This window comes from Deinococcus gobiensis I-0 (assembly GCF_000252445.1).
In the GTDB taxonomy this organism is placed as follows: domain Bacteria; phylum Deinococcota; class Deinococci; order Deinococcales; family Deinococcaceae; genus Deinococcus; species Deinococcus gobiensis.
The window spans coordinates 209,999-236,722 of record NC_017805.1 but is presented as its reverse complement, the minus strand read 5'-3'; the positions used below and the strand labels follow the sequence as shown (position 1 = coordinate 236,722).

Sequence of the window (26,724 nt, the reverse complement as noted above, 5' to 3'; positions counted from 1 at the left end):
GGGCCAGGAGCGGGAGGGTGAAGGAAGGGCACGCCCGGTCGGCGGCGTCTGGCCCGTTCTCGGGCCGCGCCAGTGTGACCTGACGAACGAATCTGCCCAGACTCTACCCCTTGTACCCTGAGGCAGTCAATGTGACAGACCTTGTATCTTGGTTCAGCCGACGGTGAGGGAGCGGGAACAGTGTACCAGCCGCCAGTCGGTCCGGGGCTACGATTCGCGCCGGACGACCAGCCCCAGCAGGGCGTCCAGGCTCAGGGCCAGCAGGGCGCTCAGGAGGGCGCCGATCAGGACCAGCCCCGTGTTCTGCTGCGACAGCCCGTTGATGATCGGCAGGCCCAGCCCGCCCGCCCCCAGCGCCGCCCCGATGGTCGCCGTGCCGACGTTGTAGACCGTGCTCGTGCGCACGCCCGCGAGGAGGATGGGGAGGCTCAGGGGCAGCTCGACGCGGCGCAGTTGCTGCCCCGGCGTCATGCCCATGCCGCGCGCAGCGTCGAGCACCGAGCGGTCCACCGACAGCAGCCCCGCGACCCCGTTGGATACCACCGGCACGAGGCCGTACAGCACCAGCCCCAGCAGCGTGGGCCGCAGCCCCAGCCCCAGGGTCGGCACCGCGAGCGCCAGGATGGCCAGGGTGGGCACCGTCTGGCCCAGGCCGGTCAGCGCCTCGGCCAGCCGCATCAGGGCGGCGCGGCCCGGCCGGGTCACGAAGACGGCCAGTGGCAGCCCGATGAGCAGCACGAGCGCCTCGGCCCCGAACACCAGCGCCAGATGCACCAGCGTGAGCTGCCACAGCGGCGAGTCGCCCACGTCGGGGGGCTCGCCCGCCGAGAAGGGGGCCATCAGGTTGGGCAGCATCCCCGGCCACAGGCACAGCAGCAGGAGCGCGGGCCACAGCAGCGCCCCCCAGGGCACGCGGCGGCGGGGGCGGGCGGCGGGGGCCAGGGCGGTCATCAGGCCTGCTCCAGCGCCTGCCAGCCCACCACGCCGCGCACCTGCCCCTGTTCATCGACCACCGCGACCGCCTCGGCCCCCTCGCGCAGCATCACGCTCAGGGCGCTGCGGGCGTTCAGGTCGGCCGTCACCCGGGGCAGCCCCGCCGCGTCGCCGGGCCGCGCGAGGTCGCCCACACGCAGGCCCGCGAGCTGGCGCAGCCGCGCGTCCTCGCCCAGGAACTGCCGCACGAACTCGCTCGCCGGGCGCCGCACGAGGTCGTCGGGCGTGCCGAACTGCGCGAGTTCGCCGCCGCGCAGCAGCGCCACCCGGTCGCCCATCCGCAGCGCCTCGTCGATGTCGTGCGTGACCATCACGATGGTCTTTTTCAGCCGCCGCTGGATGTCCAGAAAGGCGTCCTGCACGTGGTCGCGCGCCAGGGGGTCCAGGGCGCCGAAGGGCTCGTCCATCAGCAGCACGGGGGGGTCGGCGGCCAGGGCGCGGGCCACCCCCACGCGCTGCGCCTGCCCGCCCGACAGCTCGGCAGGGCGCTTGTGGGCGAACTGCGCGGGCTCCAGGCCCACCAGCCCCAGCAACTCGCGCACCCGCTCGCGCGTCTTGCCTTTGGGCTGGCCCAGCAGGTCGGGCACGGTGGCGACGTTCTGCTCGACCGTCAGGTGGGGAAAGAGCCCGATCTGCTGGATCACGTAGCCGATGCGGCGGCGCAGCGCCTCGGGCCGCCCCGCGAGCACGTCCGCGCCGTCGATCAGGATCTGCCCGCCGGTCGGCTCGATCAGGCGGTTGATCATCCGCAGGGTGGTCGTCTTGCCGCAGCCCGACGGCCCCAGCAGCGCCGTGATCTGGCCATCCGGAAAGGTGAGGCTCAGGTCGCGCACGGCGTAGAAGTCCTGGCCCGTCTGCGGGTTGGCGTAGCGTTTTTCGAGGTTGCGCAGTTCGATCACGGAAAAGTTCTCCTATGCCCGTCCCAGGGCGTTGCCCAGCACCTGCTCCAGCGCCCGCAGTCCCTGGTCGAGCAGGACGGCGAGCAGCGCCGCCGGCACCGCCCCGAGCAGGATCAGGTCGCCCGCGCCGCTTTGCAGGCCGCTGAAGATGAAGTAACCCAGGCCCCCCGCCCCGATGAGCTGGGCGACACTCGCCACCCCGACGAGAAGTACCGCCGCCTGCCGCACGCCGCTGAGCCACACCGGCAGTGCCAGCGGCAGCTGCACCCGCCAGAAGCGCTGCGCCCCCGACATGCCCATGCCGCGCGCGGCGTCGAGCACCCCCGGCGACACGCCCCGCAGGGCCACCACACCGTTGCGCAGCACCGGCAGCAGGGCATACAGCGTCAGGGCGGTCAGGGCCGGGGCCGTCCCGATCCCGCTGACCCCCAGCTCGCGCAGGCCCGGCACCGCGTTCGACAGGGCCGAGAGCGGCGCGATGAGCAGGCCCAGCAGCGCGAGGCTCGGCACCGTCTGGATGGCGTTCGCGACCCCCAGCACCGCGCCGGCCACGCGCTCACGGCCCGAGGCCCACACCGCCAGCGGCGCCCCGATGAGCAGCGCCAGCCCCAGTCCCGAGAGCACCAGCCGCACGTGCTGACCGAGTTCCTGCCCGAAGCGCGCCTGCTGCACGCTCAGTTCGCGCGTCACCGACCAGTCGGAGAAGTGCCCCGAAAGCAGCAGCGCGGCGGCGACCGGCAGCCACAGCCAGGGCAGGGGCCGCGCCCACCGCCCCAGCCGGGCGGCCACCATGCCCGCGCCGTATACGGCCACCGCCGCGCCCAGCAGCCACAGCCAGACGCCGCTGCTCGCACTCGCGCGGGCGATCTCGCTCTGGCCCTGCATGGCCGCCGCCGTGCGGTCGCCCAGCCACCACAGGCCCAGGCCCAGCGCGGCCGGGGCCAGCACGGGCACCCCCGCCGGCATGAAGCGCCCGGCCAGCGGCGTGGCCAGCGCCAGCAGTCCCCCCAGCACGGCCAGCGCGGGCGGCAGGTGCAGGTACTCGCCCTGCGCCAGCCGGTTGGGCCGCAGCAGCACCCAGGGCAGCAGGCAGGCCAGCAGCATGGGGGCGGACCCCAGCCACAGCACGAGTTGCAGGTCGCCCGGCAGCCGTGCCGGGGGCCAGGCGGCGCGGCCCGGCGGCGGGGTGTTGGTCGCGGTGGTCATGGGGGCGTCCTCCCGCCGTCGTCCGGCCGAGCGCCAAGGGGAAGGGCGGGCCATCCGGTCTGGCCCGCCCCCTGTTCCCCCCGGTTCACTTGATGAGGTTCTTGCTCTTGAGGTACGCGGCGGCCACGTCGCTGGCCGTGCGGCCTTCGAGGGCCACCTGACCGTTCAGGCGCTGCATGGTGGAGGCGTCCAGCGTAGCGAACACCTTGTTCAGCAGCCCGGCGATCTGCGGGTTGGCCTTCAGGACGCTGGTGCGGATGATGGGGGCAGGCTGGTACACGGCCTGCGCACCCTTGGGGTCGGTCAGCGCGACGAGGTTCAGGGCGCTCAGGGTGCCGTCGGTGCCGTAGGCCATCGCGCCGTTCACGCCGTTGGTGCCGGCCGAGGCGGCCTGCTGGGTCTGGGGCGGGGTGGCCCCGGCCAGCACGAGCTTCTGGGCGGCCGTGAGCTTGAAGCCGTAGGCCTTCTCGAAGGCCGGGAAGGTATCGGGGCGGTTGAAGTACTCGGGGCTGCCCGCGATCTTGAAGGTGCCGCCGCCCTTGACGTAACGCGCCAGATCGGCCACGCTCGTCAGTTTGTTCGCCTGCGCGAGCTTCTGGGGCACCGAGATGACCCAGGTGTTGTTCACGTTGGCGGGGTTGAGCCAGGTGATGCCCTTGGGGGCGTCCAGACGGCGCGCCAGCACCAGGATCTGGGTGGGGTTGCCCGCCTGCGCCGGGGTGATCTTGGCCTCGGGAAACAGGTACACCGCGTTGCCGGTGTATTCGGGGTACACGTCCACCTCGCCGGAGGCGATGGCCTTGCGCAGCACGCCCGTGTCGCCCAGCGAGGTCTTGTCGGTCACGTCCAGCCCGGCATTCTTCAGGGTCAGCAGGATCATCTGGCCCAGCACCTGCGCCTCGGGGTCGAGTTTACTGCCCACCACGATGGGCTTGGCGGCGGCGGTGCCGACCAGGGCGGCGGCGCTCAGGGTCAGCAGAAGGGAGGACAGTCGTTTCATGGGGGTCTCCAGAAGAAGGATGGGAACGGTGAAGGAGGGGAGAGGCCGGAACCGGAAAGGCCGGCATTCAACGTTTAAAGGTAGGGGCCACGCGTGCGAAAAGGGTGTGCAGGGTGACAGGTCGGCCCACAGTTCCTTCATGTTCGGGACGCCCCGCCCCCTCAGATGAAGCCTCCGTCAGCTCCGTGCCCCGAGAGATAACGCTGCATTAACGCCTGGTCATCACACTGGTCTTACAAGATTCATTCCTTTCCTTTTTCCTACCGAGGAGACGCCCTTGAATTCCCCCGACGACTGGACCTTCGAGCATCTGCCGCTGCCCGCCCTGCTGTGGCCCTCACGCTGGGCAGAGGTGGCGCCCCGGCCCAACGCGGCCTTCGTGCGCGCCTTCGGGCCGGACCTGCCGCTCGCCGGCCGTCCGGACCTCACGCACCTGCCGGACGGCGCGCACGTGCGCCGCCTCGGACGCGGCGGGACTGCCTGGGACACGGACGCGCGGGTCTGTCGCCTGCATTTCGGCACCCGGCCCGACGGCTCACGTCTGGCGCTGGTGCTGGACCTCCAGGCCGAATATCAGGACCCGCTGACGGGCCTGGAAGACCGCCGCGCCCTGGCCCTCGACGCGGCGTCGGCCCCGGTCGGCACCCTGGCCCTGCTGGACGTGGACGGGTTCAAGGAGGTCAACGACACCCTGGGCCACGAGGCGGGCGACGCCGCGCTGTGCGCGCTGGCCAAACTGCTCGCGGCCGCCGCCCCGGGCTGGGGGGCGCGGGCCTATCGCCTGGGCGGCGACGAGTTCGTGGTGTGCGCGCCCGGCCGCCTGGGCGCAGGCGAGCTGGGGCGGGTACAGGCGCAGTTCGCCCGCCACCTCGCCGCGCAGGTGCCGGGCCCCCGCCCGCGCGGAGCCGCGCCGCGCAGCTTCTCCTATGGGCTGGCCGCCGCGCCCGAGGACGGTTGCACGCTGAGCGAGCTGCTCCGCAGCGCCGACGCCCGTCTGGCCGGGGTCAAGAAGCGCCGGCGCGGCACGCAGGCCGCCCAGGTCGCCCGCGCCCAGGAACAGCCGGCGGCCCGCCCTGCGGAGGGCCCGGCCCTGCTGTGGCCCGCCCTGACGTGGCTCCCCCTGCGCAAGAACGCCTGAACGCCGGATCCCCAGTGCCGTCTCTGTCTGGCCCCCCTCCGCACCGGAGGGGGGCCAGGCGGCGTGACGGGCGGCGTACCGGTCCGTCGTGGCCGCCCCGGTCTGCTAGATTCCAGGCACCCACAATCCTGCGTCCTGGCCCGAATCCGGGGTCAGGCCCGTTGCGTTCCGGAGGTCTGCCCTATGAAGCGTCTGCTGCTGACTGCTGTTCTCGCCTGCTCCGCCACCGCCCTCGCCGACGTGCGCGTGGGGGTCATCGTCTCGGGCACCGGCCCCGCCGCCAGCCTGGGTATCCCCGAGCGCAACACGGTCGCGCTGCTGCCCCAGACCATCGCGGGTCAGAAGATCGTGTACACCATCCTCGACGACGCCTCGGACACCACCGCCGCCGTGACGGCCGCGCGCAAGCTGGTGCAGGAGAACAAGGTGGACCTCCTGATCGGCACGACGACCACCCCGGCCTCCCTGGCGATGATCGACGTGGCTGCCGAGAGCAAGACCCCGATGATCTCGCTGGCGGCCTCCGAGAGCATCATCAAGCCGGTGGACGCGCGGCGCTCGTGGGTGTTCAAGACCCCGCAGACCGACGCGCTGATGGCGGCGGCCATCGTGGCCCATATGGCGAGCACCGGGGTCAAGACGGTCGGGTACATCGGCTTCAACGACGCCTACGGCGAGGGCTGGCTGGCCGAGTTGCAGAAGTCGGCGGCGGCGCGCGGCCTCAAGGTGGTCGCCACCGAGCGCTATGCCCGCACCGACACGAGCGTGACCGGGCAGGTGCTCAAGGTGGTCGCCGCGCGCCCCGACGCCGTGCTCATCGGGGCGTCGGGCGTGCCGGCCGTGCTGCCGCAGAAGGCCCTGAAGGACCGGGGCTACGCCGGCAAGATCTATCAGACGCACGGGGTCGCCAACGCGGACTTCCTGCGGGTGGGCGGCAAGGACGTCGAGGGCGCGATCCTGCCCGCCGGGCCGGTGCTCGTGGCCGACCAGCTGCCCGCCACCAACCCCAACCGCAAGGTCGGGCTGGCCTACGTGAACCTGTACGAGGGCAAGTACGGCCAGGGCAGCGTCTCGACCTTCGGCGCCCACCTGTGGGACGCGGGGCTGGTCATGCAGAAGGCCATTCCCCAGGCGCTGAAAAAGGCCAAGCCCGGCACGCCCGAGTTCCGCTCGGCGCTGCGCGACGCCATCGAGGGCACGCGCAACGTGATCGGCGCGCACGGCATCTTCAACTACGGTCCCTCCGACCACCTGGGCCTGGACGCCCGCAGCCGCGTGATGGTGCAGGTCGTGAACGGCACCTGGAAGCTGCTGAAGTAAGGGGGAAATGGGTCGTGGGGAGTGGGCGGCGAGAACCCTCACGCCTCACGGCCTGATCGTTGCTGCCGGAAAGGCTGAACGTTGCTCCCTCTTCCTCCGCATTTTCCACTCCTCCTCCTCCCCGCCCCATAACCCCCTTTCAGGTGAGCCTTGGACATCTTCGACCCCTCCATCTTCCCGATCCTGACCGCCGACGGCCTGACGAACGGCGCGGTGTACGCGCTGCTCTCGCTGGCGCTGGTGCTCGTCTTCGCCGTGACCCGCGTGATCTTCGTGCCGCAGGGCGAGTTCGTGATGTTCGGTGCGCTGACCCTCGCCGCGCTGCAACAGGGCAAGGTGCCGGGCACGCTGAACTTCGTGCTGGCCCTCCTGCTGATCGCCACCGTCCTGAACGTGGTGCGCGCCCTGCGGGCCGGGGACGGCCGCGCGGCGGGCCTGAGCGTGCTGTGGGCCGCGCTGGGCGGCGGCGCGCTGTGGGGCGTGACGCACGCGCTGGCCGGGGCGGGCACGCCGTTGTGGGTGCAGGTGCTGCTGACGCTGCTGCTGGTCGTGCCGCAGGGGCCGCTGCTGTACCGCGTGGTGTTCGAGCCGCTGCGCAACGCGACCGTGCTCGTGCTGCTCATCGCCTCGGTGGCCCTGCACCTCGCCCTGACGGGGCTGGGGCTGGCCTTCTTCGGCGCGGAGGGCAGCCGCACGCCCGCCTTCGCGCAGGGCAACGCCCAGATCGGCGGCGTGACTCTCAGCCTCCAGAGCCTCCTCGTGATCGGGGTGTCGGCCCTGCTCATGCTGGGGCTGGCGCTGTTCTTCGGGCGCACGCTGGCGGGCAAGGCGCTGCGGGCCACGGCCGTCAACCGCCTGGGCGCGCGGCTGGTCGGCATCCGGCCCGAGGCGGCGGGCGCGCTGGCCTTCACGCTCGCGGCCCTCATCGGCACCCTCAGCGGGCTGCTCATCGGGCCGAGCATCGCCATCGGCTACGACTCGGGCTTCCTCATCGGCCTCAAGGGCTTTGTGGGGGCGATCATCGGTGGGCTGGTGTCGTTTCCGGCGGCGGCGGTGGGCGCGCTGCTGGTGGGCCTCATCGAGAGCTACGCCAGTTTCAGCCTCTCGCAGTGGAAGGAAGTCATCGTGTTCACCCTGATCCTGCCGGTGCTGCTGTGGCGCAGCCTGAGCACCCGCCACCACGACGAGGAGGAGGAATGAGCGCCCCGGCCGTCTCCGCGCCGCGCCGCCCCGCCGCCCGGACCGTGCTGGCCGTGCTGGCGGGCCTCGCCGCGCTGGCGCTGCCGCTCGCGCTGCCCGAATTCCAGGTCACGCTGCTCACCAACATCGCCATCGCCGCACTGACGGTGGTCGGGCTGGTCCTGCTGACGGGGGTCGCGGGCCTGACCAGTTTCGGGCAGGCGGCCTTCATGGGGGTGGGGGCCTACACGACGGCGGTGCTCACCACCGCGCACGGCTGGAACCCCTGGCTGACGCTGCCGGCCGGTATGGCGGTGACGGCGGCGGTCGCCCTGGTCCTGGGCCTCGTCACGCTGCGGATGCAGGGGCATTACCTGCCGCTGGCGACCATCGCCTGGGGCATCAGCCTGTACTACGTGTTCGGCAACACGCCCGCGCTGGGGGGCTTTACCGGGCTGCGCGGCCTGCCGCCGGTTTCGGTGCTGGGGGTCACGCTCGACGACCCGCGCCGCTTCGCCTACCTCGCGCTCGTCTTTCTGGCGCTGGGCATCGTGGCCGCGCAGTTCCTGCTGAGCAGCCGCGTGGGCCGGGCCATGCGGGCGCTGCGCAGCGGCACGGTGGTCGCCGAGGCCTTCGGGGCGAGCACCTTCGCGCTGCGGGTGCAGGTCTTCGTGCTCTCGGCGGTGTTCGCCTCGGCGGCGGGGTGGCTGTACGCGCACCAGCAGCGCTTCGTGAACCCCACGCCCTTCGGCCTGAACGTGGGGATCGAGTACCTGTTCATGGCCGTGCTGGGCGGGGCCGGGTACGTGTGGGGCGGCGTGGCGGGGGCAGTGCTCATCACGCTGCTGCGCGAGGGATTGCAGGACCTGCTGCCCGCGCTGCTGGGCACCTCGGGCAACTACGAGACCGTGGCGCTGGGCATATTGATCATCCTGACGCTGCAATTCGCACGCCGGGGGCTGTGGCCGCTGCTCGAACGCCTCGTGCCCGCCGGGCCGCCCCGGCTGCTGACGCGGGCGCTGACCTTCCCGCACCGGCCCCTGCCCGCGCGGGGCATGGAGGTGCTGCGGGTCGAGCACGCCGTCAAGCAGTTCGGCGGCCTGCGGGCGGTGAACGACGTGAGCTTCACCGTGAACGCCGGCGAGATCGTGGGCCTGATCGGCCCCAACGGCGCGGGCAAGAGCACCATGTTCAACCTCGTGACCGGGGTCAGCCCGGCGACCTCGGGCGCGGTGACGGTCCTGGGGCGCGCGGCCGGGCGACTGCCCGCACGCACCATCCACCGCCTGGGCCTGAGCCGGACCTTCCAGCACGTCAAGCAGTTCTCCGAACTCAGCCTGCTCGAAAACGCGATGATGGGCGGTTACGCCCGCGCCCGCGCCGGCATGCTCGGCAGCCTGCTCCACCTGGAGCGCCGCGAGGAGGCCGCGCTGCAACAGGCCGCCCTGGCGCAACTGGAACGCGTGGGGCTGCGCGACCGGGCCTTCGACCTCGCCGGCAACCTCGCGCTGGGGCAGCAGCGCCTGCTGGAGATCGCCCGCGCGCTCGTGGCCGACCCCGCCTTCCTGCTCCTCGACGAGCCGGCGGCGGGCCTGCGCTACGGCGAGAAGGCCGAACTCGCCGCGCTGCTGCGCAAACTGCGCGAGGAGGGCGTGACCATCCTCATCGTCGAGCACGACATGGACCTCGTGATGGGGCTGGTGGACCGCCTGGTCGTCATGAACGGCGGCCAGGAACTCGCCCAGGGCAGCCCGCGCGAGGTGCGCGCCAACGCCGCCGTGCGCGAGGCCTACCTGGGTGCGGAGGTGGGCGCGTGACGGGTCAGAATACAGGTGAACTGTTGCTGCGGGTGGACGACCTGCACGTCAGTTACGGCCGCGTCGAGGCGGTGCGCGGCGTGAACCTGAGCGTCGGCGCGGGTCAGATCGTCTCGGTGATCGGGGCCAACGGGGCGGGCAAGAGCACGCTGCTCGCCGCCGTCATGGGGGCGCTGCCGTCCAGGGGCACCGTCGAGTACGGCGGCCGGGCGCTGCGCCACGTGCCGCTGGAAAGCCGCGTGGCCGCCGGGATGACGCTGGTGCCCGAGCGCCGAGAACTGTTCGGCGCGATGACGGTCGAGGACAACCTGCGCCTGGGGGGCCTACACCCGCCGGGGGCGCGGGCGACCTGGACGGCGTGTATGCCCGCTTTCCCCGCCTGCGCGAGCGCCGCACCCAGCACGCGGGTACCCTCTCGGGCGGCGAGCAGCAGATGCTGGCCATCGGCCGCGCCTTGATGGCCCGGCCCCGGCTGCTGCTCCTCGACGAGCCGTCGCTGGGCCTCGCCCCGCTGATCGTGCGCGAGATCCTGCGCATCGTGGCCGAGCTGCGCGCCTCGGGCGTCACGGTCCTGATCGTCGAGCAGAACGCCCGCGCCGCCCTGGCGATCAGCGACTACGGCTACGTGCTCGAAGGTGGGCAGGTCAGCGCCGAGGGGCCGGCCTCACGCCTGGCCGACGATCCGGCGGTGGTGGCGAGTTACCTGGGGGGCTAGGGACCCGGACGCGCGCGCTCCCCCGCCGCTCTTGTTAAGCTGAATTCCAGCCGGGCCGGCGGTCCCCACCCCTCCCCGCCGCGCCGCGCACGGAGGCCAGGACATGCTGGTGCTGTCGGTTCTCGGAACACCTACGGTTCAGGTCACGGGGCAGCGTCTGCCGCTGCGGCCCCGGCGCCTGGCCCTGCTGACCTATCTCGCCCTGTGCGGGCCGCAGCGCCGCCAAGACCTGTGCCCGCTGTTTTTCCCCGACGAGGCCGACCCGCGCGCCCGGCTGCGCCTGGAGGTCCACCGCCTCAGGGCGACGCCGCTCGCGCCCTATCTGGCGGCCGAGGGAGAGGTGCTCGAGCTGAAGGCCGGATGCGACGCCGCGCAGTTTCGCCGCGACGTGGAGCGCGGAGACTGGGTCTCGGCGCTGGCCGCCTGGCGGGGCGAGCTGCTGTGCGGCACCGACCTGAGCGGCCTGCCGGACCTCGAGGAGTGGCTTCTGGCCGAGCGCGAGCGGCTCGGGGCGCTGCGGCTCTCGGCCTTCGGGGGGCGGCTCTCGCAGCTCGACCACAGTGGCCGCGCGCGCGAGGCGATGGAGCTGGCCCGCGCCTTCCTGACCGCTGCGCCCCTGTCGGAAGCGGCCTGCGACGGTCTGGTGGGCCGGCTGCTGGCGGCCGGGCAGCTGGGCGAGGCGACGCAGGTGCAGCGGGCCTTCGCCGCGAGGTTCCGGGCCGAATTCGGCTTCGCGCCGCAGCTTGGGGTGGAGCTGGCCCCGCCCGCCCCGCCCCCGCGCCCCCTCCCCGCCTCGCCCTGGACCTGGCAGGCCCCGCCGCTGGTGGGCCGCGAGGCGCTGCTGGCACAACTGGACACCTGGGCCGACACCGCCCCGCCCGGGCAACTGCTGCTGCTCCAGGGCGAGGCGGGGGCGGGCAAGACGGCCCTGGCGCAGGCGTTCGCGCGTCGCCGGGGCACGGTCCTGACCCTGCGCGGCTCCGAGCTGCACCGGCACGCACCGCTGCACGCCCTGCTGCGCGGCCTGCGCCACGCCTCGCCGCATCTCGGACAGCTGGACCCGGCGACCCTGGCGACCCTGGCCGCCCTCGATCCGGACCTCGCCGCGTTGCCCGGCCGCGTGCCCGACTCCGGTGAGCCGGGGTTCGGGCACGCGGGCGTGGGCGGCCTGGGCAGCGAGGCGGCGCTGACGGCGGCCCTGGTGCGCGCCCTGGGCGCCCTGATGGAGGGCGCGTCGACGGTGCTGCTCGACGACCTGCACTGGCTCGACCCGTCCAGCGTGCGGGTCCTGCTGCGCGTGCTGGACCGCGTGCGGACACGGCCGCAGCCGCCCCTGCTGCTGTGTACGGCGCGCCCCGGCGAGCTGCGGGCGGGCGACGCCCTGACCCAGACCCTGGGCGACCTGGAACGCGCCGGGCGGCTGGTGCGCCTCGACGTGCCGCCCCTGAGCAGCCCGCAGGTGTTGCGGCTGCTGGGCCTCCTGCTGGAGGCCATGGGGCCGGCGCGCCGCCTGCCCGGCGCCGACACCGGAGCCGCGCCGCTGGCCGACACGCTGCACCGCCTGAGCGGCGGCAATCCCTACGTGCTGCTGGCCTACCTGCGCGGGCTGGAGGCGCGCGGGCTGCTGGGTGCGCCGGGAGGCGCGGCCCCGAGCCCCGAACAGCTCGAGCGCGCATTGCCTTCCGGGCTGGCAGACGTGCTGCTGCTGCCGCTCGACGCGGCGGGGCCGCCGGTGGTCGCGCTGCTGGAGGCGGCGGCCGTGCAGGCGCAGCCCTTTACGCTGGCGGCAGCGCAGGTGGGCAGCGGCCTGCCGCCCCATCTGGCCGGGGCCGCGCTGACCACCGCGCTGGAGCACCGCTGGCTGCGGTCCGTGCCGGAAGTGCCGGAGGGCAGCAGTCCGCCCGGCTACGCGCTGCAACACGATCTGCTGCGGCTCGCGCTGGTGAGCCGGACGCCGCCGGCCCGGCAGCGCGCCCTGCACCGCCGCCTGGCCGAGCATCTGGACGCGCAGTTCGGCGGGGATGGGCCAGGGGTGGGCGAGGCGGCCGCTGCCCTGGCCCGCCACTGGGAGGAGGCGGGCGAGCCGGGCCGCGCCGGGCCGCTGCACCGCCGCGCCGCCGAGCGCGCCCGCGCCCTGTGGGGCCACCGCGAGGCGATCGCCGCCCTGGAAAGCGCCCTGCGCTGCGAGCCGGACCCGCGCGGGCGCGCCGAGCTGCACCTGTGGCGCGGCCGGCACTGGCAGGCCCTCAACGCGCTCGGGGCCTGGGAACAGGAGCTGGACCGGGCCGAGGCCCTGCTGGACGGCCCCCAGCCCTGGCCGGACCTGTGGCTGCGGCTGGTCACCGAGCGCAGCCACCTGCACTGGCGGCGGGGCGAGCCGCAGGCCGCGCTCGACCGGGGGGCGCCCTGGGCCGACGGGCCGTGGAGCGAGGAGCGGGCGCTGCTCAGGCACGACCGCGCCGCCATGCTCACCGACCTGGGCCGCCCCGAGGAAGCGGCGGCGGCGCTGCTGGCGCTGCTGGCCGAGCCGGAGCTGGTTCCCGGCAGCCTGCTGGCGGCCAATGTCCACGGCAGCCTGGCGCGCGCGGCGGCGGCCCTGGACGACCTGCCGCTGGGCCTGACCCACGTGGCCGAGGCGCTGCGGGCCTTCGGGGCCCTGGGCAACAGCGGCGGCCTGATCGTCTCGCACCTCGCGCACGCGGGACTGCTCGAACAGGCCGGCCGGAGGCCCGAGGCCCAGGCGGCGCTGCTCGCGGCCCTGGGGGTGGCCCGCAGCGCCCAGAACCTGCGGCTGTGGAAACTGAGCCTAAGCAACCTGCTGCTGCTGGCCGAGGGGGCCGCCCGCACAGAAGACGCCCTGGACTACGCCACCCAGGGCCTCGAACTCGCCGAAGCCAGCCTGGACGAGGCGGGCCAGAGCCTGTTCGCCGCCGCGCTCGACCGCCTGCGCCTCGCCCGGCGCGAGCAGGCCAGGGCCGCAGCGGGCCTGGGGGATGCAACGCCTCCGCAACGCCCCGGCCCCTAAGGTCATGTTCAGGAGGGAACGCCCCATGAAGACCCGGATCAAGCCGCCCACGCTCCTCGTGCCCACCCTGCTCTCGCTGCTGCCCCTGATCCTGCTGCCCTCGGCGCGGGCCGACACCGCGCCCTGCACCGCTACGGCCTCCATCACCTGCGCCGCGCCGGGCACCCAGAAGATCGTGATTCCCGCCTGCTACTGCGACGCCGGGCGCATCGTCACGCTGCCGCCCGTCCTCGTGACGCCGGTCGTGCGCGCTCCCTGAACAGGGCCGGCCCCTACCTCCGCACGGGTGGGGGCCGGCCCGCCTCGCCGCCTAGGCCTCGGTATCGGGCAGCACGCTTCCCGAGGGCTTGGCGCCGCTCTCGGTCACGCGCTGCCGGAAGACGTAGTAGTTCCAGGCCTGATACCCGATGATCAGCGGCAGGAAGATCACGCCCACCCAGGTCAGCAGCCGCAGGGTGTAGGGCTCCGAGGCGCTGTTCTGGACCGTCAGGGTGTAGGTCTCGCCCAGCGTCGAGGGCAGCACGTTGGGCAGCAGGCTCAGGAAGATGGTGGCGGTCGAGGCCACGATGGTCAGGCCGGTGGCGACGAAGGCCAGGGCGTCACGTTTCACGGTCAGGGCCAGCCAGATCAGGCCGAGGTTCAGGGCCGCGAGTGCCGGAAAGATCCACTCGGCATACCCGAAGGATTTGAACAGCTCCTCGCGCACGAAGCCCACGTAGACGAACAGCAGCACGAGGACCGTCGCCGCCGCCCCGAAGCTCAGCGCGGCGGCGCGGGCGCGGGCGTACAGTTCGCTGCCCGTCTCCAGCCGCAGCAGCAGGAAAGTCGCGCCGTGCAGCACGAACAGGCTCAGGGTCGCCAGACCGCCCAGCAGGCTGAACAGGTCGAAAGCGTCCAGCGGCGTGCCCTGAAAGCGTCCCCCCACCCCGATGGGCAGCCCGCGCACCATGTTGGTCATGATGACGCCCCATAGGAAGGCGGGCAGGGCGTTACAGATGAACGAGGTCACGTCCCAGAACAGCCGCCAGCGCCGGTGGTCGATCTCGGCGCGGTACTCGAAGGCCACCCCGCGCCCGATGAGGGCCAGCAGGATGAGGGCGAACAGGGGGTAGAGCGCCGTCATGAGCGCGCCGTACCACACCGGAAATGCCGCGAAGATGACCCCGGCCGCCAGGATGATCCAGACCTCGTTGGCCGCCCAGAAGGGCCCGACCGTACCGATCATGGCGCGGCGTTCCGTCTCGCGGCGGGCCAGGAAGGGTTGCAGCAGGCCGACCCCGAAGTCGAAGCCCTCGAGAAAGAAGTAGATGGTGAAGGTCAGGGCGACCACCCCGAACCACAGCGTAGGCAGGTCGATATTCACGAACGCCCTCCCGTCAGCTGGCCCTCTGGCAGGTACTCGGGCGAGGGCACCGAGGGCGTCTCGACATCCGGCTCGTGGATGCCGGCGCGGGCGGTGCGGGTCAGCAGGAACACGTCCAGGCTGATGAGGGTGAGGTACACGATCCAGAAGGCCACGAGCGAGAGCAGCACGGTCAGGGGCGAGAGGTTGCTCACGGCGTCCTGCGTGCGCAGCAGCCCCTGCACGATCCAGGGCTGGCGGCCCATCTCGGTGGCGATGAAGCCGCTGAAGTTGGCAAGGTGCGGCGCGAGCGGCATCGCCAGCAGCAGCGGATAGAGCCTGCCGGGGTCGTCGAGCTTGCCCCGGCGCCAGCGCCAGACGTAGTACAGGCTGACGAGCAGCATGACGCCGCCCAGCCCCACCATCACCCGGAAGGACCAGTACACCGGCCACACCCAGGGGATGTAGTCGCCGGGGCCGTACTTGGCGGCGTACTCACGCTGAAGCTCGTTGAGGCCCTGCGCCTTCTGGTTGAAGTTGTTGAAGGCCAGGAACGAGCCCAGGTAGGGCACCGAGACTTCGAGGCGGTTTTCGCGCAGGCCGTTGCTGGGCAGCGCCAGCAGCGATTCGGGCATCTGGTTGCCGGTGGGCGTGTCCCACAGGGCGCTGAAGGCGGCGTACTTCATGGGCTGGTCGCGTACGGCGCTCTGGCCCTGCTCGTGGCCCGAGAGGGTGACGCCCAGCGAACCGACCAGGGCGACCACCAGCGCCACCTTGAAGCTCGTGCGGAAGGACTCGACCTCGTGCCGTCTACGCAGGTGATACGCGCTGACCGCCAGCACGAAGAAGGCCCCGACGGTCAGGCTGCCGGTCAGGATGTGCGCCGACCACTCCAGGCCCTTGGGATTGAAGACGATGGCCGAGAAATCGGTCATGACGGCCCGGCCGTCTTTGATCTCGAAGCCGACCGGGTGCTGCATCCAGGCGTTGGCGATGATGATCCAGAAGGCGCTGATCATGGTCCCGATGGACACGATCCAGATGCAGGCCAGCGACGCCCACGCCGGGATGCGCCCCTTGCCGAACCACCAGATGCCCAGGAACGTGCTTTCCAGGAAAAAGGCCATCAGGACTTCGAGGGCCAGCGGCACGCCGAAGATGTTGCCCACGAAGTTGGAAAAGCCCTGCCAGTTCATGCCGAACTGGAATTCCTGCACGATGCCCGTGACCACCCCCACCGCGAAGTTGATGAAGAACAGGTGCCCGAAAAAGCGGGTGAGGTTTTCCATGCGCGCGCTGCCGCTGCGGTAGGCCAGGGTCTGGAGCACCGCGATCAGGAACGCGAAGCCCACGGTGAAGGGCACGAAGAAGTAATGGAAGATGCTGGTCGTGGCGAACTGGAAGCGCGACAGGTCCAGCGCCGAGAAGCCGAAGATTTCGTTCATGGGGACTCCGGTCGGGAAGCGGAAGGCTCTGTCTGGAAGCCGAGCTGGGCAGGTGGGGGCGGGGCCGGGGTGAGGCGGTGGAGCGGCCAGAGCTGCCCGCCGCGCAGCTCCAGCACCCGCTCGGCCAGGGCCAGCGGCGCGGGCCGGTGCGTGACGAGCAGCAGCGTGCGCCCGGCGGCCTCGCGCTCCAGCACGGCGAGCACCTGCGCCTCGGTGTCGGGGTCGAGGTGCGCGGTCGGTTCGTCGAGCAGCAGCAGGTGAGAAGGCCGCAACAGCGCGCGCGCGAGGCTGACGCGGGCGCGTTCGCCGCCGCTCAGGCGCGTGCCGCCCTCGCCCACCCAGCCGTCCAGCGGCAGGTGCGCCAGACCCAGGTCGTCCAGCAGGGCGCGCAGCCGCGCCTCGGTCGCCGCCGGGGCGCCCAGGCGCAGGTTCTCGCGCAGGGTGCCGTCCAGTACCGGGGCGTGCTGCTCGTGCAGGCTCAGGGCGCCGCGCCACGCCGCCGGGTCGAGGTCGCGCAGGTCCGTCCCCGAGGCCAGCACTGCCCCCCCGTCCGGGTCGAGGTCGCGGGCGATCAGGCGCAGCAGTGTGGTCTTGCCGCCGCCGCTCTCGCCCGTGAGCGCCACCCGCTCGCCGGGGTACAGGGTCAGGGCCGCGCCGTCCAGCACGGCCCGCCCGCCCCGGCGCAGGGTGACGCCGCGCAGCTCCACAGTCAGCGGCCCTGCCGGAAGTGGCCGGGGAGCTGCGGGGGCGGCGGGCGGCGCGGCCAGGGTCTGCGCGTCCTGTTCGGTCGCCAGATCGGCCCGCGCCTGCGCCCCCGGCACGGCGGCCAGCCCCGAAAGGGCGTCGAAGGCGGCGGCGGTGCCCAGCACGGCGGCGGCGAGCAGCGGCCCGCTCAGCCCGCCCGCGCCCACCAGCGCCGCGCCGCGCCACAGGGTGCCGACCAGGGCCAGCGCGAAGGCGACGCCCTGCCCCAGGGCCACGGCCAGCCCCAGCCGCGCCAGGGTCAGCGCCGCGCGTTCCTGCGCCGCCGCCAGGGCCGCGAGCTGGGGCCGGCGCAGCGCCGCGCCCTCGCCCCCGGCCGCCAGCGTGTCGAGGAGCAGGGTGCCGTGCTCCTGGGTCAGGGCCATGTCTTGCCGGGCCGCGCGCGCCGCCGGGCCGCGCAGGGCCAGCACCCCCAGCGCCGCGAGCAGCAGCGGCACGGCCGCCAGCCCCGCCAGCCCCGCGTCCAGTGTGAGGAGCCAGCCGCTCCAGACGAGTACGGCCGCCGCGAAGGCCACCAGCGGCAGCGTGACCCGCAGGGGCCGGAACTGCCGGGCGTCCACCCCCTCGCCCGCGCGGGCGAGCAGGTCGCCGCTGCGCTCGGTGGTCAGGGTGCGGCCCGAGGCGGCGAAGCGGTCGAACAGCCCGAGCCGCAGCCCCTCGCCCAGGCGCAGCGCCGCCGCGTGGCCGCGCAGACGCTCGGCGTAGCGCAGGCCCGCGCGCCCCAGGCCCAGCGCGCGCACGGCGGTCGCCAGCACGCCCAGGCTCAGGAAGACCTCGGGCCGCAGCGCCGCGCGCGAGATCAGGACGCCGGAGGTCGCTGCCAGAAAGACCCCGCACAGGGCCGCCAGCGCCGCGAGAAGAGCTGCGCCCTTCATGCCTGCCCCCCGCCACTCAGGTGCAGGACCGGCCAGCCGGCGGGCGGGTCCCGGTGCGTGGCGAGCAGCACCGTGCGGCCCGCGAAGGAGCGCGAGACGGCCGCGTACACGGCCTGTTCGCTGGTGGCATCGAGGTGCGCCGTCACCTCGTCGAGGAGAATCACGTCGGCTCCCGAGAGCAGCGCGCGGGCCAGGGCCAGCCGCGCCGTCTCGCCGCCCGAGAGCCAGGTGCCGCCCTCGCCCAGCGGGGTATCGAGCCCGCTGCTCAGCCCGCGCGCCAGCCCGGCGAGGCCGGTCGCTTCCAGCGCGGCCCACACCTCGGGGTCGGTGGCCCCGGGGCGGCTCAGACGCAGGTTGTCGCGCAGGCTCGCGGCCAGCAGCCGGGGGTGCTGCGGCACCAGGGCCACGCGTGATTGCCAGGCGGCGGCCTCCAGCGTGTCCAGCGGCGCGCCGTTCACCGCGACCCCACCCCCGTGGGGCCGGTGCTTGCGCAGGGCCTGGAGCAGCGTGGTCTTGCCGCTGCCGCTCGGGCCGCGCAGCGCGGCGTGGGTGCCGGGGGTCAGGACGGTGCTCAGGGTGCCGGGCATCCGCGCGCCCAGCTCGGCCCGCGCGCCTGCCAGGGTCAGGGTGGGGACGCCGGGAGCGACCGTCGCCGCGCCCTGCGGGGCCGCCTCCCGCGACAGCAGGGCGCGCAGCCGGGCGGCCAGCGGCTCGGCGTCCAGCGCGGCGTGGCGGTCGGTGCCCAGCGCGCGCAGCGGCCCGAAGAACTCCGGCACGAGCATCAGCGCGGCGAGCGTCGGCGCGAGTTCGGCCGCGCCCCCGAATAGGCGCACCCCGATCCAGACCGCGATCACGGCGGTCGAGAGGGTCGCGGCGAAATCCATGACGAAGCCGCTCAGGAAGGCCACGCGCAGCACCCGCAGCGTCGCGCCGCGCTGCTGCTCGGCGCTGCGGGCCAGCACGTCCCGGTAGGTGGCCGTGCCCCCGAAGGCGTGCAGCGTGGGCAGCTCGCGCACCAGGGTCAGCAGCCGCGCCGAGAGCCGGGTCTGCGCGAGCCACTGCCGCTCGGTCGCCGCGCCGGTCGCCAGACCCACCAGCGCCAGCAGCAGCACGGCCAGCGGTCCGGCCACGAGCAGCAGCCCGCCGCTGAGGGGGTCGAGCCAGAGGGTCAGTCCCGCGACCCCCGCGAAGGCCAGCGCCGAGTGCGCCGCGCCGGGCAGGTAGCGGGCGTAGTAGGGGGTCAGGCGGGTCAGTTCGCGGTCCAGGCCCAGCAGACCGGCGGTGCCGGTTCCGTCCTCGTCCGTGCCCGCCGCCGGTCCCAGGGCCAGGGCGTGCGCGGCGAGGTCCGAGCGCCACTGGCGCACCATCCGCGCGGCGAGGCGGGCGCCCAGGTACTCACGCCCGGCATTCAGGGCCATGCGGCCCAGCAGCAGCGCGCCGACCAGCAGCAGGTCCGCGGGGGCCGGCAGGGCACGCTCCAGCAGCCCGGCGGCGATCAGCCGGGCCGCGACGATCCACGCCGCGCCCGTGCAGGCGATGGCGGCGGCGCTCAGCAGCGCGCCCAGCGCCAAGGCCCGGCGCACCGGGGCCGGGCGGGCAAGCCAGCCCAGGGCGCGGCGCTCCGGGCGGGTGGGGGTGGGGGGCAAAGGGGCGGGCCGGGAGACGGCAGGTTCTCGGGTGGAGGAAAGAGGCAGACTCATGCGGCGCTCCTGCATCGGAAACCATTGAACACAAGCGGCCGGGAAGTGGCCTTGCGAAAAACGTCACGTACTGCGGGCCGGGGGGGCAGGTGGCCAGGCGCGGGGGAAGGTCCGGCGGGGACTCTTTCCCTGCCCCCGGAGTCTGCCCCTCTGGGGAGGGGCGGCATGTCCTGTGTGCCTCCGCTCACCCTCATGCGCCGCCGTGGAGACGGATGGGCCGAGGCCGCCGCGTGAGAACAGGAAAAACCTTTCACTCCGGGGGTTGACTAGACAGGTTCAACATCAAACGTGACGACTTCGCCGGGAAGCCCGGAACAGTAAGAATTGCTTCGTATGCGTCCGAGGGGGCCTGCCTACGCTGGCGGTCATGTCCACGACCCGAACGTTTTCCGGACCGCTCCACGAGGTGACGCTGTGACCGCCGATGCCCAGGCCGAGCGCGCCGCCGTGCTGGCCCACCTGAACTCGCCGCATGTGAGCGCCCCGACGCGCCGCGTGCTGCTCGAACGTCTCGACGCCCGCCACGAGCGTCAGTTCTTCACTGAGGCCGAGTTCGCGCAGCTCCGCGCGCTCGCCGTGCGTCTGCTGCCCCATGATCCGGCCGAGCTGGACCTCACGGGCACGGTGGACCACCGCCTCCAGTCGGGCGTGACCGACGGCTGGCGCTACGACGACACCCCGCCCGACGGCGACGCCTACCGCGCCCTGCTCGCCTCGCTGCCCGGGGACTTCGGGTCGCGGCCCGAGGCCGAGCAGGATGAGGCCATCCACGCCGCGCAGCGCACGCTGCCCCACGCCTTCGAGGACCTGCTGGCCGAGCTGACCGAGGCATTCATGGCCCACCCGCTGACCCAGTACCGTTTCGGCTACGCGGGTTTCGCCGACGTGCCCGGCTGGCCGGCCGTGACCCCGAACACCCTGGAACCGCGCGAGATGCAGGCCGGTCCCGGCAGCGACCTGACGACCGGTTGGGAGGCGAGCCATGCCGCGCGCTGAGCTGCCCCGCGACCTGGACGTGCTCGTCATCGGCACGGGGGCGGGCGGCTCACCGCTGCTCGCCCGCCTCGCCTCGGCCGGACTGAAGGTCGCCGCCCTGGAAGCCGGCGTGCGCCATCCGCCCGAGCAGATCGCCACCGACGAGGTCGCGCAGGCGGGCATCTTCTGGATGGACGAGCGGCTCTCGGCGGGCGGCGACGCCGTGTCCTTCGGGCGCAACAACAGTGGCCGGGGCGTAGGCGGCAGCACGCTGCACTACACCGCCTACACGCCGCGCGCCCAGGCCGACGACTTCGCGCTGCACACCGAATTCGGGCAGGGGGTGGACTGGCCCCTGACCTACGCGGACCTCGAACCCTATTACGACGAGGTCGAGCAGTTCATCGGGGTGTCCGGCCCGGCCGACTATCCCTGGGGCGCGCCGCGCAAGCAGCCCTACCGCCACCCCCCGCTGCCCATGAACGGCGCGGCCCGGCTGATGGAAAAGGCCTGCGCCGAGATCGGCATGCGGACCTCGCCCGCCGCCAACGCCGCCCTGAGCCGCGCCCAGGAACAGGAGGGCTACGGCACCCGGCACGTGTGCACCAACCGGGGCTTTTGCCAGGCGGGCTGCTCGGTGGGCGCGAAGGCCAGCATGGACATCACCTTCCTGGCCCTGGCCGAAGCGCGCGGCGCGACCATCGTCGAGGGGGCGTTCGTGACCGGCCTGACCACCGAGGGCGGCCGGGTGACCGGGGCCGAGTTCACGCGCGGTGAGGGGACCGAGTGGCTGGGCGCGCGCATGGTCGTGCTGGCCGCCGGCGCCATCGAGACGCCCCGGCTGCTCCTCATGCAGGGGCTGGCCAACAGCAGCGGGCAGGTCGGGCGCAACTTCATGGCGCACGTGGGCGTGCAGGTGTGGGGGCTGGTCGAGGACGACCTGCGCCCCTACAAGGGCATTCCCGGCGGCCTGATCAGCGAGGACACCCACCGCCTGCCCGGGCTGGTCGGCGGCTACCTGCTCCAGTCGCTGGGCGTCATGCCCGTGACCTACGCCACGCAGTACGCGCGCGGCACCGGCAAGTGGGGTCCCGAGCTCGTGCGGCACCTGAGCCGCTACAACCACGTCGCGGGCATCAACGTGCTGGGCGAGTGCCTGCCCTACGACCACAACTACCTCGAACTCTCCGACGAGCTGGACGTGCGCGGGCTGCCCAAGCCGCGCGTGCATTTCACCTTCGGGGACAACGAGCGCCGCATGACCGAACACGCCGAGGCGCTCATGCGCGACCTCTGGGGCCGCATCGGCGCGCAGGACGTATGGGCGCTGCCGCGCGCCGCGCATACCATCGGCACCGCGCGCATGGGGGCCGACCCGGCGACGAGTGTCGTGGACCCCTACGGCCGCGCGCACGACCTCGCAGGTCTGGCGATCTGCGACAACTCCACCTTCCCGAGCGCCCTGAGCGTGAACCCCGCCCTGACCCAGATGGCCCTGAGCCTGCGCACGGCCGACGCCCTGCTGGGCGACTTCAAGGAGAACCGCGCGTGACCGGCAACAAAGAACAGGCGGCCCTGCCGCAGCCCGCCGCCCAGCAGGTCGGCTACGCCGTGATCGGCCTGGGCAAACTGACCCTCGAAGAACTGCTGCCCGCCTTCGCGGTGGGCCGCGCCTCGCGCCTCGCGGCGGTCGTGAGCGGCAACCTCACCGAGGCCCGTGAAGCCGCGCTCGCCTACGGCCTGAGCGCGGACGACGCCTACAGCTACGACGACTTCGAGAAACTGGGCGAACGCGACGATGTCCACGCGGTCTATATCGTGCTGCCCAACAGCCTGCACCGCGAATACACCGAGCGCGCCGCGAAGATCGGCAAGCACGTGCTGTGCGAAAAGCCCCTGGCGACCAGCGTCGAGGACGCCGAGGCGATGGTGAAGGCCTGTAAGGACGCGGGCGTCCTGCTGATGACCGCCTACCGCTGCCAGTACACCCCCCACCACTGGGCGGCGCGCGAGGCCGTGCAGTCGGGACGGCTCGGACAGATCAAGCTGCTGCACTCGGTGAACGTGCAGATCGAACCGAACGAGGGTCAGTGGCGGCTCAAGCGCAAACTCGCGGGCGGCGGCTCGCTGCCGGACGTGGGGCTGTACTGCGTGAACACGGTGCGCTTCCTGCTGGGCGAGGAACCCTGCGAGGTCAGCGGTACCGTCCACTCGACGCCGGGCGACGAGCGCTTCACCGAGGTCGAGGAGAGCGTGACGTGGCAGATGCGCTTCCCGAGCGGCGTGGTCGCCCAGTGCGCCTGCTCGTACGGCGCGGCGACAGCCCGCACCATCGACGTGTTCGGCACCGGGGGCCGCCTCGCCATAGACCCGGCCTTCGACTACCAGAACCTGCGCCTGACCGTCCAGACCGGCCAGGAGGTGACCGAGGTGCGCGTGCCTCCGGAAGACCAGTTCCGGCTGGAGACCGACCACTTCTCGCGCTGCATCCAGGAGGGCCGCGCGCCCTACACCCCCGGCGAGGAGGGGCTCCAGGACCAGAAGATCATGGAGGCCATCTACCGCAGCGCCCGCGAGGGCGGCCGGCCGGTCACGCTCGAACGGTTCGAGGGCCGGGACGTGTTCCGGGGCCCGGCCCCCGAGAGGAGCTGACCTCATGGCCAAGGACAACTTCCTGGCGGCGCTGGAACGCATAGACCCGCAGGTTCATGGTCAGAAGGTCTATACCGGCGACGAATTCGCGGGCAAGCCCGGCTCCTACGGCAAGGGCGAACCGACGGGTCACCGGGGCAACTTCATGTTCGCCACCGGGATCGAGTGCTCGTATCCCCTCGTGCGGGGCGGCCCCGGCGGCGACAAGGTGCGGCGCGACCAGATGCGCGAGTGCGGCCACTACGAGCACTGGGAGAAGGACTTCGAGCTGGTCAAGGGCCTAGGGATCAAGTACCTGCGCTACGGCCTGCCCTATCACCTCGTCAACCCGGCCCCCGGCAAATATGACTGGGAATTCGCCGACGAGGTCATGGGCCGCCTGAAGACGCTGGGCATCATCCCCATCCTCGATCTGCTGCACTTCGGGCTGCCCGACTGGCTGGGCGACTTCCAGAATCCGGAATTTCCGGCCCACTTCGCGGCCTACGCGGGCGAGGTGGCGCGGCGCTACAGCTGGGTGCGCTACTTCACGCCGGTCAACGAGATCTATGTCACGGCCCGCACGAGCGCCCTCGACGGCCTGTGGAACGAGGGCCTCAAGAGCCAGCGCGCCTTCATCACGGCCCTCAAGCACGCGGCGGCGGCCAGCTGCCTCGCGTGCGAGGCGGTGGTGCAGCAGCGGCCCGACGCCATCTTCATCCAGAGCGAGAGCGCCGAGTACCTGCACGACGCCTGCTCGACCCCGCGCGACGACCTGCGGCTGCACAACAAGCTCAGTTACCTCTCGCTGGACCTGCTGTACGCCAAGCTGCCCGACGCCGAGGTGTACCGCCACCTGCGCGACCACGGGATGACGGACGCCGAGTTCCAGTGGTTCATGACCTGCGAGCCGCCGGGCCATCACATCATCGGCAACGACTACTACGGCCGCAACGAGCGCATCGTGCTGCCCGACCGCAGCGAGGTGCAGGCCGAGGACGTGCTGGGCTGGCACGAGCTGGCCTGCCGGTTCTACCGCCGCTACCACAAGCCGGTGATGCATACCGAGACGAACACCTTCGATGCCGAGCGCAACCCGAGCTGGCTGTGGAAGCAGTGGATCAACGTGCTGCACCTGCGCCAGTCCAACGTGCCGGTGGTGGGCTTCACGTGGTACTCGCTGACCGACCAGATCGACTGGGACACCTCGCTGGGCGAGATCAACGGGCGCGTGAACGCGGTGGGTCTGTACGACCTCGCCCGCAATCCCCGTCCGGTCGAGGCCGCGTACCGCACGGTCCTCGAGCAGTTCGGGCAGATCACGCTCGTGCCGCACGGCGAGATGTTCGAATTCACGACCGAGCCGGCCACCCTGAAGGTGCCGGTATGACCGGGCCTGCGCAGCCCCGCTGGGCGCTGGTCCACGGGTTCGGCACCTCGCGAGGGGTGTGGCGGCGGGTGCTCGAAGGCCTGCCTGCCGGCGCGCTGACCCCCGAGCTGCCCGGCTTCGGCGACAACGCTGCGGCGGGTCGCCCCGGCCAGACGACCGCCGACATGGCCGAGTCGCTGGCCCGGACGCTGCGCGCGGCGGGCGAGGGGCCTTACCGCCTTGCCGGGCACTCGATGGGCGGCAAGGTCGTTCTGTTGCTCGCCGCCCGGCATCCCGACCTCGTGGCCGAGTTGCTGCTGGTCGCGCCCTCGCCCCCCAGCCCCGAGCCGATGTCGGACGAGGACCGCGCCGGGCTGCGCGCCGCGCACGGCGACCGCGCGGCGCTGGAAGAGCAGTACCGAACCATCGCCTACTCGCCCCTGCTGCCGGAAGATTTCGAGGCGCTCGTGCGGGACGGCCTGCGCGCCGACGCCGGAGCCTGGGCCGCCTGGACCGACGTGGGCAGCCTGGAGGACGTGCGCGGCGACCTCGGCGGCCTGCGCGCGCCCGTGACGGTGCTGTACTCCGAGGACGACACCTCGATCACCCCGGACACCATCCGGGGGCAGGTACTCGGCGCGCTGCCGCAGGCCCGCGCGGTCGCCACGCGCGGCAGCGGCCACTTCATTCCGCTGGAGCGTCCGCAGGACGTCCTGGCGCTGCTCGCTCCCCAGGAGGTCCAGTCATGACCCACGCGCCCCTCCGTGTCCGCACCGCCGACGTGCCCGACGGCGGCATGGCGTCCTTTCCGCACGGCGACCGCAAGGTGCTGGTCGTGCGCGACGGCGACGAGCTGCGGGCCTTCGACGCCAAGTGCCCCCACGCGGGCGCCGACCTGGGCAAGGGCCTGCGCTGCGGCGCGCGGGTGGTGTGCCCCTGGCACCACGCGACCTTCAGCGCGGACGACGGCCACCTGCTGGAGCCGCCCGCCCTGGACGGCCTGAAACGCTACACCCTGACCCGCGACGGCGACGCCTGGGAGGTGGCCGAGGAGGCGCAGGCCCCCGCGAAGCCCCCCCAGGGCGCGGCCGACGGCCACACGCTCGTCGTCGGGGGCGGCGCGGCCGGCTTCATGGTGGCGCAGAGCCTGCGGGCAGCCGGGTATACGGGCGACCTGACGATGGTCACACAGGAAGAGCGGGCCCCCTACGACCGCACCGCCCTGAGCAAGGCCTACCTGACCGGCAAGAAGAAGCCCGAGACCCTGCCCCTGGGTGGCGGCGACTGGGCGCAGAAGCAGCGGGTGACCCTGCGCAGCGGCGTGCGCGCCGAGAAGCTCGACCACGCGGCCAAAAGGCTGCATCTCGCGGGCGGCGAAGTCCTGCCCTACGACCGGGTGGTCGTGGCGACCGGAGCCAGCCCCAAGCCCCTCAAGGTGCCCGGCGCTGATCTGGACGGCGTGTACCCGCTGCGCTCGCTCGCCGATGCCGAGGCCCTGCGCGCGGCGGCCCAGGGCGCGCGGGTGGTTGTGGTGGGAAGCAGCTTCATCGGGCTGGAGGCGGCGTCGAGCCTGGTGGGCGAGGGCGGCGCGCAGTCGGTCACGGTCGTCGGCCAGGACGCCGAGGTGCTGGGCCGCGCCCTGACCCCCCGCGTGGGCCGGGCCATCCGCAGGCTGCACGAGGACAAGGGCGTGCGCTTCGTGCTGGAGGCCGAGGTCGAGCGCCTGGACGGCGGCGAGAAGGTCGAAGCCGTGACCCTCAAGGGCGGCGAGCGCCTGGACGCCGACCTCGTGCTGCTGGGTATCGGCGTGTCGCCCAACACGGACCTGCTGGCCGAGTGGCGTGACGAGAAGGGCGCGGTCCACGTGGACGCGGCGCTGCAACTCGCCCCCGACCTCTACGCCCTGGGCGACATCGCGGCGGCGCCGACCGTGCTGGGCGAGATGCGTGTCGAGCACTGGCGCGTGGCCCTGCAACACGGTCTGGCGGCGGCGCAGGCGATTCTGGACGTTCCCGGCGCGGCGCCGATGGATGCCCGCGTGCCCTTCTTCTGGACCCAGCAGTACGGCAAGAGCCTGCGCTACGTGGGCCACGCCGATTCGCTGGACGAAACCCACCTGTGGGGCGACCCCGACACCCTGAACTTCATCGAGTTCACCTTCGACGGCGAGCATACGGTGGCCGCGAGCGGCATGGGCCGCGACGCCGACCTCGTCGCCTTCGAGGAGTTGCTGCGCCTGGGCCGCGCACCAGTGGCCGCCGAGGTCCGCGCCGGAGAATTCAGCCTGCCGGAGCGGTTGCGGGACGCGGCCCCCTCCGGCCGACTTTCCTGAT

Annotated in this window: 20 protein-coding genes and 1 pseudogene; 13 read left to right on the top strand and 8 right to left on the bottom strand. The window is 72.9% G+C overall.

The annotated features are described in order from the left end of the window. Positions 1-207: 207 nt before the first annotated feature. From DGO_RS16035 to DGO_RS16020, 4 genes are all read right to left on the bottom strand, one after another. Positions 208-951 carry an ABC transporter permease gene (locus DGO_RS16035; RefSeq protein ID WP_014695604.1) on the bottom strand — a complete coding sequence of 248 codons (744 nt, stop codon included), beginning with the start codon at positions 949-951 and terminating at the stop codon, positions 208-210. Next, a complete protein-coding gene (locus DGO_RS16030; RefSeq protein WP_043804163.1) occupies positions 951-1,892 on the bottom strand; it encodes an ABC transporter ATP-binding protein in 942 nt (313 codons plus the stop codon). The genes DGO_RS16035 and DGO_RS16030 overlap by 1 nt, the downstream gene beginning before the upstream one ends. A gap of 12 nt (positions 1,893-1,904) precedes the next feature. Then, positions 1,905-3,098, bottom strand: a complete 1,194-nt coding sequence (locus tag DGO_RS16025) for an ABC transporter permease (RefSeq protein ID WP_014695602.1) — start codon at positions 3,096-3,098, stop codon at positions 1,905-1,907. Positions 3,099-3,183: 85 nt separating this feature from the next. Next, a complete protein-coding gene (locus tag DGO_RS16020; protein ID WP_043804161.1) occupies positions 3,184-4,098 on the bottom strand; it encodes an ABC transporter substrate-binding protein in 915 nt (304 codons plus the stop codon). Positions 4,099-4,375: 277 nt separating this feature from the next. Between DGO_RS16020 and DGO_RS21280 the strand changes: the two genes are divergently transcribed. The 7 genes and pseudogenes from DGO_RS21280 (at position 4,376) to DGO_RS15985 (ending at position 13,551) form a co-directional block, all read left to right on the top strand. After that, positions 4,376-5,236 (top strand): GGDEF domain-containing protein, encoded by an 861-nt coding sequence (locus DGO_RS21280; RefSeq protein ID WP_050920939.1) that lies wholly within the window; start codon positions 4,376-4,378, stop codon positions 5,234-5,236. A 183-nt stretch (positions 5,237-5,419) separates the two neighbouring features. Further along, complete coding sequence (locus DGO_RS16010; protein ID WP_014695600.1) at positions 5,420-6,556, top strand: ABC transporter substrate-binding protein; 1,137 nt, start codon at positions 5,420-5,422, stop codon at positions 6,554-6,556. A 150-nt stretch (positions 6,557-6,706) separates the two neighbouring features. Beyond that, positions 6,707-7,756, top strand: a complete 1,050-nt coding sequence (locus DGO_RS16005; RefSeq protein WP_043804160.1) for a branched-chain amino acid ABC transporter permease — start codon at positions 6,707-6,709, stop codon at positions 7,754-7,756. Continuing rightward, entirely contained in the window at positions 7,753-9,552 is a 1,800-nt protein-coding gene (locus DGO_RS16000; protein WP_014695598.1) for a branched-chain amino acid ABC transporter ATP-binding protein/permease, read from the top strand. Before DGO_RS16005 ends, DGO_RS16000 begins: the two co-directional genes overlap by 4 nt. Then, a pseudogene (locus tag DGO_RS15995) lies at positions 9,549-10,267 on the top strand (ABC transporter ATP-binding protein). Before DGO_RS16000 ends, DGO_RS15995 begins: the two are co-directional and overlap by 4 nt. A gap of 103 nt (positions 10,268-10,370) precedes the next feature. Next, complete coding sequence (locus DGO_RS15990) at positions 10,371-13,292, top strand: ATP-binding protein (RefSeq protein ID WP_043804158.1); 2,922 nt, start codon at positions 10,371-10,373, stop codon at positions 13,290-13,292. Between the two features lie 25 nt (positions 13,293-13,317). Next, positions 13,318-13,551, top strand: a complete 234-nt coding sequence (locus tag DGO_RS15985) for a hypothetical protein (RefSeq protein WP_014695594.1) — start codon at positions 13,318-13,320, stop codon at positions 13,549-13,551. Between the two features lie 51 nt (positions 13,552-13,602). On the opposite strand, the gene cydB is transcribed toward DGO_RS15985, so the two are convergent. Genes cydB through DGO_RS15965 form a run of 4 tightly spaced genes read right to left on the bottom strand, consistent with a single transcriptional unit; the run spans position 13,603 to position 19,416 of the window. After that, positions 13,603-14,655, bottom strand: a complete 1,053-nt coding sequence (cydB, locus tag DGO_RS15980; protein WP_226991515.1) for a cytochrome d ubiquinol oxidase subunit II — start codon at positions 14,653-14,655, stop codon at positions 13,603-13,605. Next, entirely contained in the window at positions 14,652-16,079 is a 1,428-nt protein-coding gene (locus tag DGO_RS15975; protein ID WP_014695592.1) for a cytochrome ubiquinol oxidase subunit I, read from the bottom strand. Before DGO_RS15975 ends, cydB begins: the two co-directional genes overlap by 4 nt. Continuing rightward, on the bottom strand, positions 16,076-17,716 hold the full coding sequence (locus DGO_RS15970) for an amino acid ABC transporter ATP-binding/permease protein (protein WP_014695591.1): 1,641 nt from the start codon (positions 17,714-17,716) through the stop codon (positions 16,076-16,078). Before DGO_RS15970 ends, DGO_RS15975 begins: the two co-directional genes overlap by 4 nt. Then, positions 17,713-19,416, bottom strand: a complete 1,704-nt coding sequence (locus tag DGO_RS15965) for an ABC transporter ATP-binding protein/permease (protein ID WP_014695590.1) — start codon at positions 19,414-19,416, stop codon at positions 17,713-17,715. The genes DGO_RS15970 and DGO_RS15965 overlap by 4 nt, the downstream gene beginning before the upstream one ends. Before the next feature lie 414 nt (positions 19,417-19,830). Here DGO_RS15965 and DGO_RS15960 point away from each other — a divergent pair, with 414 nt between their 5' ends. The 6 genes from DGO_RS15960 to DGO_RS15935 are packed head-to-tail and all read left to right on the top strand — an operon-like array spanning position 19,831 to position 26,723. Continuing rightward, positions 19,831-20,412: a hypothetical protein gene (locus tag DGO_RS15960; protein ID WP_050920938.1), complete on the top strand. Its 582-nt coding sequence runs from the start codon at positions 19,831-19,833 to the stop codon at positions 20,410-20,412. Continuing rightward, complete coding sequence (locus DGO_RS15955; RefSeq protein WP_014695588.1) at positions 20,399-21,943, top strand: GMC family oxidoreductase; 1,545 nt, start codon at positions 20,399-20,401, stop codon at positions 21,941-21,943. The genes DGO_RS15960 and DGO_RS15955 overlap by 14 nt, the downstream gene beginning before the upstream one ends. After that, complete coding sequence (locus DGO_RS15950) at positions 21,940-23,043, top strand: Gfo/Idh/MocA family protein (protein WP_043804157.1); 1,104 nt, start codon at positions 21,940-21,942, stop codon at positions 23,041-23,043. The genes DGO_RS15955 and DGO_RS15950 overlap by 4 nt, the downstream gene beginning before the upstream one ends. A 4-nt stretch (positions 23,044-23,047) precedes the next feature. Next, positions 23,048-24,412 (top strand): family 1 glycosylhydrolase, encoded by a 1,365-nt coding sequence (locus DGO_RS15945; RefSeq protein ID WP_014695586.1) that lies wholly within the window; start codon positions 23,048-23,050, stop codon positions 24,410-24,412. Continuing rightward, positions 24,409-25,140 (top strand): alpha/beta fold hydrolase, encoded by a 732-nt coding sequence (locus DGO_RS15940; RefSeq protein WP_014695585.1) that lies wholly within the window; start codon positions 24,409-24,411, stop codon positions 25,138-25,140. Before DGO_RS15945 ends, DGO_RS15940 begins: the two co-directional genes overlap by 4 nt. Beyond that, complete coding sequence (locus DGO_RS15935; RefSeq protein WP_014695584.1) at positions 25,137-26,723, top strand: FAD-dependent oxidoreductase; 1,587 nt, start codon at positions 25,137-25,139, stop codon at positions 26,721-26,723. Before DGO_RS15940 ends, DGO_RS15935 begins: the two co-directional genes overlap by 4 nt. Position 26,724 lies beyond the last annotated feature (1 nt).

Bases quoted from the DNA above. Each gene is read 5' to 3' on its own strand.
- DGO_RS16035 (WP_014695604.1), bottom strand. From the start codon at position 951: ATGACCGCCCTGGCCCCCGCCGCCCGCCCCCGCCGCCGCGTGCCCTGG.
- DGO_RS16025 (WP_014695602.1), bottom strand. From the start codon at position 3,098: ATGACCACCGCGACCAACACCCCGCCGCCGGGCCGCGCCGCCTGGCCC.
- DGO_RS16020 (WP_043804161.1), bottom strand. From the start codon at position 4,098: ATGAAACGACTGTCCTCCCTTCTGCTGACCCTGAGCGCCGCCGCCCTG.
- DGO_RS16010 (WP_014695600.1), top strand. From the start codon at position 5,420: ATGAAGCGTCTGCTGCTGACTGCTGTTCTCGCCTGCTCCGCCACCGCC.
- DGO_RS16000 (WP_014695598.1), top strand. From the start codon at position 7,753: ATGAGCGCCCCGGCCGTCTCCGCGCCGCGCCGCCCCGCCGCCCGGACC.
- DGO_RS15990 (WP_043804158.1), top strand. From the start codon at position 10,371: ATGCTGGTGCTGTCGGTTCTCGGAACACCTACGGTTCAGGTCACGGGG.
- DGO_RS15985 (WP_014695594.1), top strand. From the start codon at position 13,318: ATGAAGACCCGGATCAAGCCGCCCACGCTCCTCGTGCCCACCCTGCTC.
- DGO_RS15975 (WP_014695592.1), bottom strand. From the start codon at position 16,079: ATGAACGAAATCTTCGGCTTCTCGGCGCTGGACCTGTCGCGCTTCCAG.
- DGO_RS15970 (WP_014695591.1), bottom strand. From the start codon at position 17,716: ATGAAGGGCGCAGCTCTTCTCGCGGCGCTGGCGGCCCTGTGCGGGGTC.
- DGO_RS15965 (WP_014695590.1), bottom strand. From the start codon at position 19,416: ATGAGTCTGCCTCTTTCCTCCACCCGAGAACCTGCCGTCTCCCGGCCC.
- DGO_RS15955 (WP_014695588.1), top strand. From the start codon at position 20,399: ATGCCGCGCGCTGAGCTGCCCCGCGACCTGGACGTGCTCGTCATCGGC.
- DGO_RS15945 (WP_014695586.1), top strand. From the start codon at position 23,048: ATGGCCAAGGACAACTTCCTGGCGGCGCTGGAACGCATAGACCCGCAG.
- DGO_RS15940 (WP_014695585.1), top strand. From the start codon at position 24,409: ATGACCGGGCCTGCGCAGCCCCGCTGGGCGCTGGTCCACGGGTTCGGC.
- DGO_RS15935 (WP_014695584.1), top strand. From the start codon at position 25,137: ATGACCCACGCGCCCCTCCGTGTCCGCACCGCCGACGTGCCCGACGGC.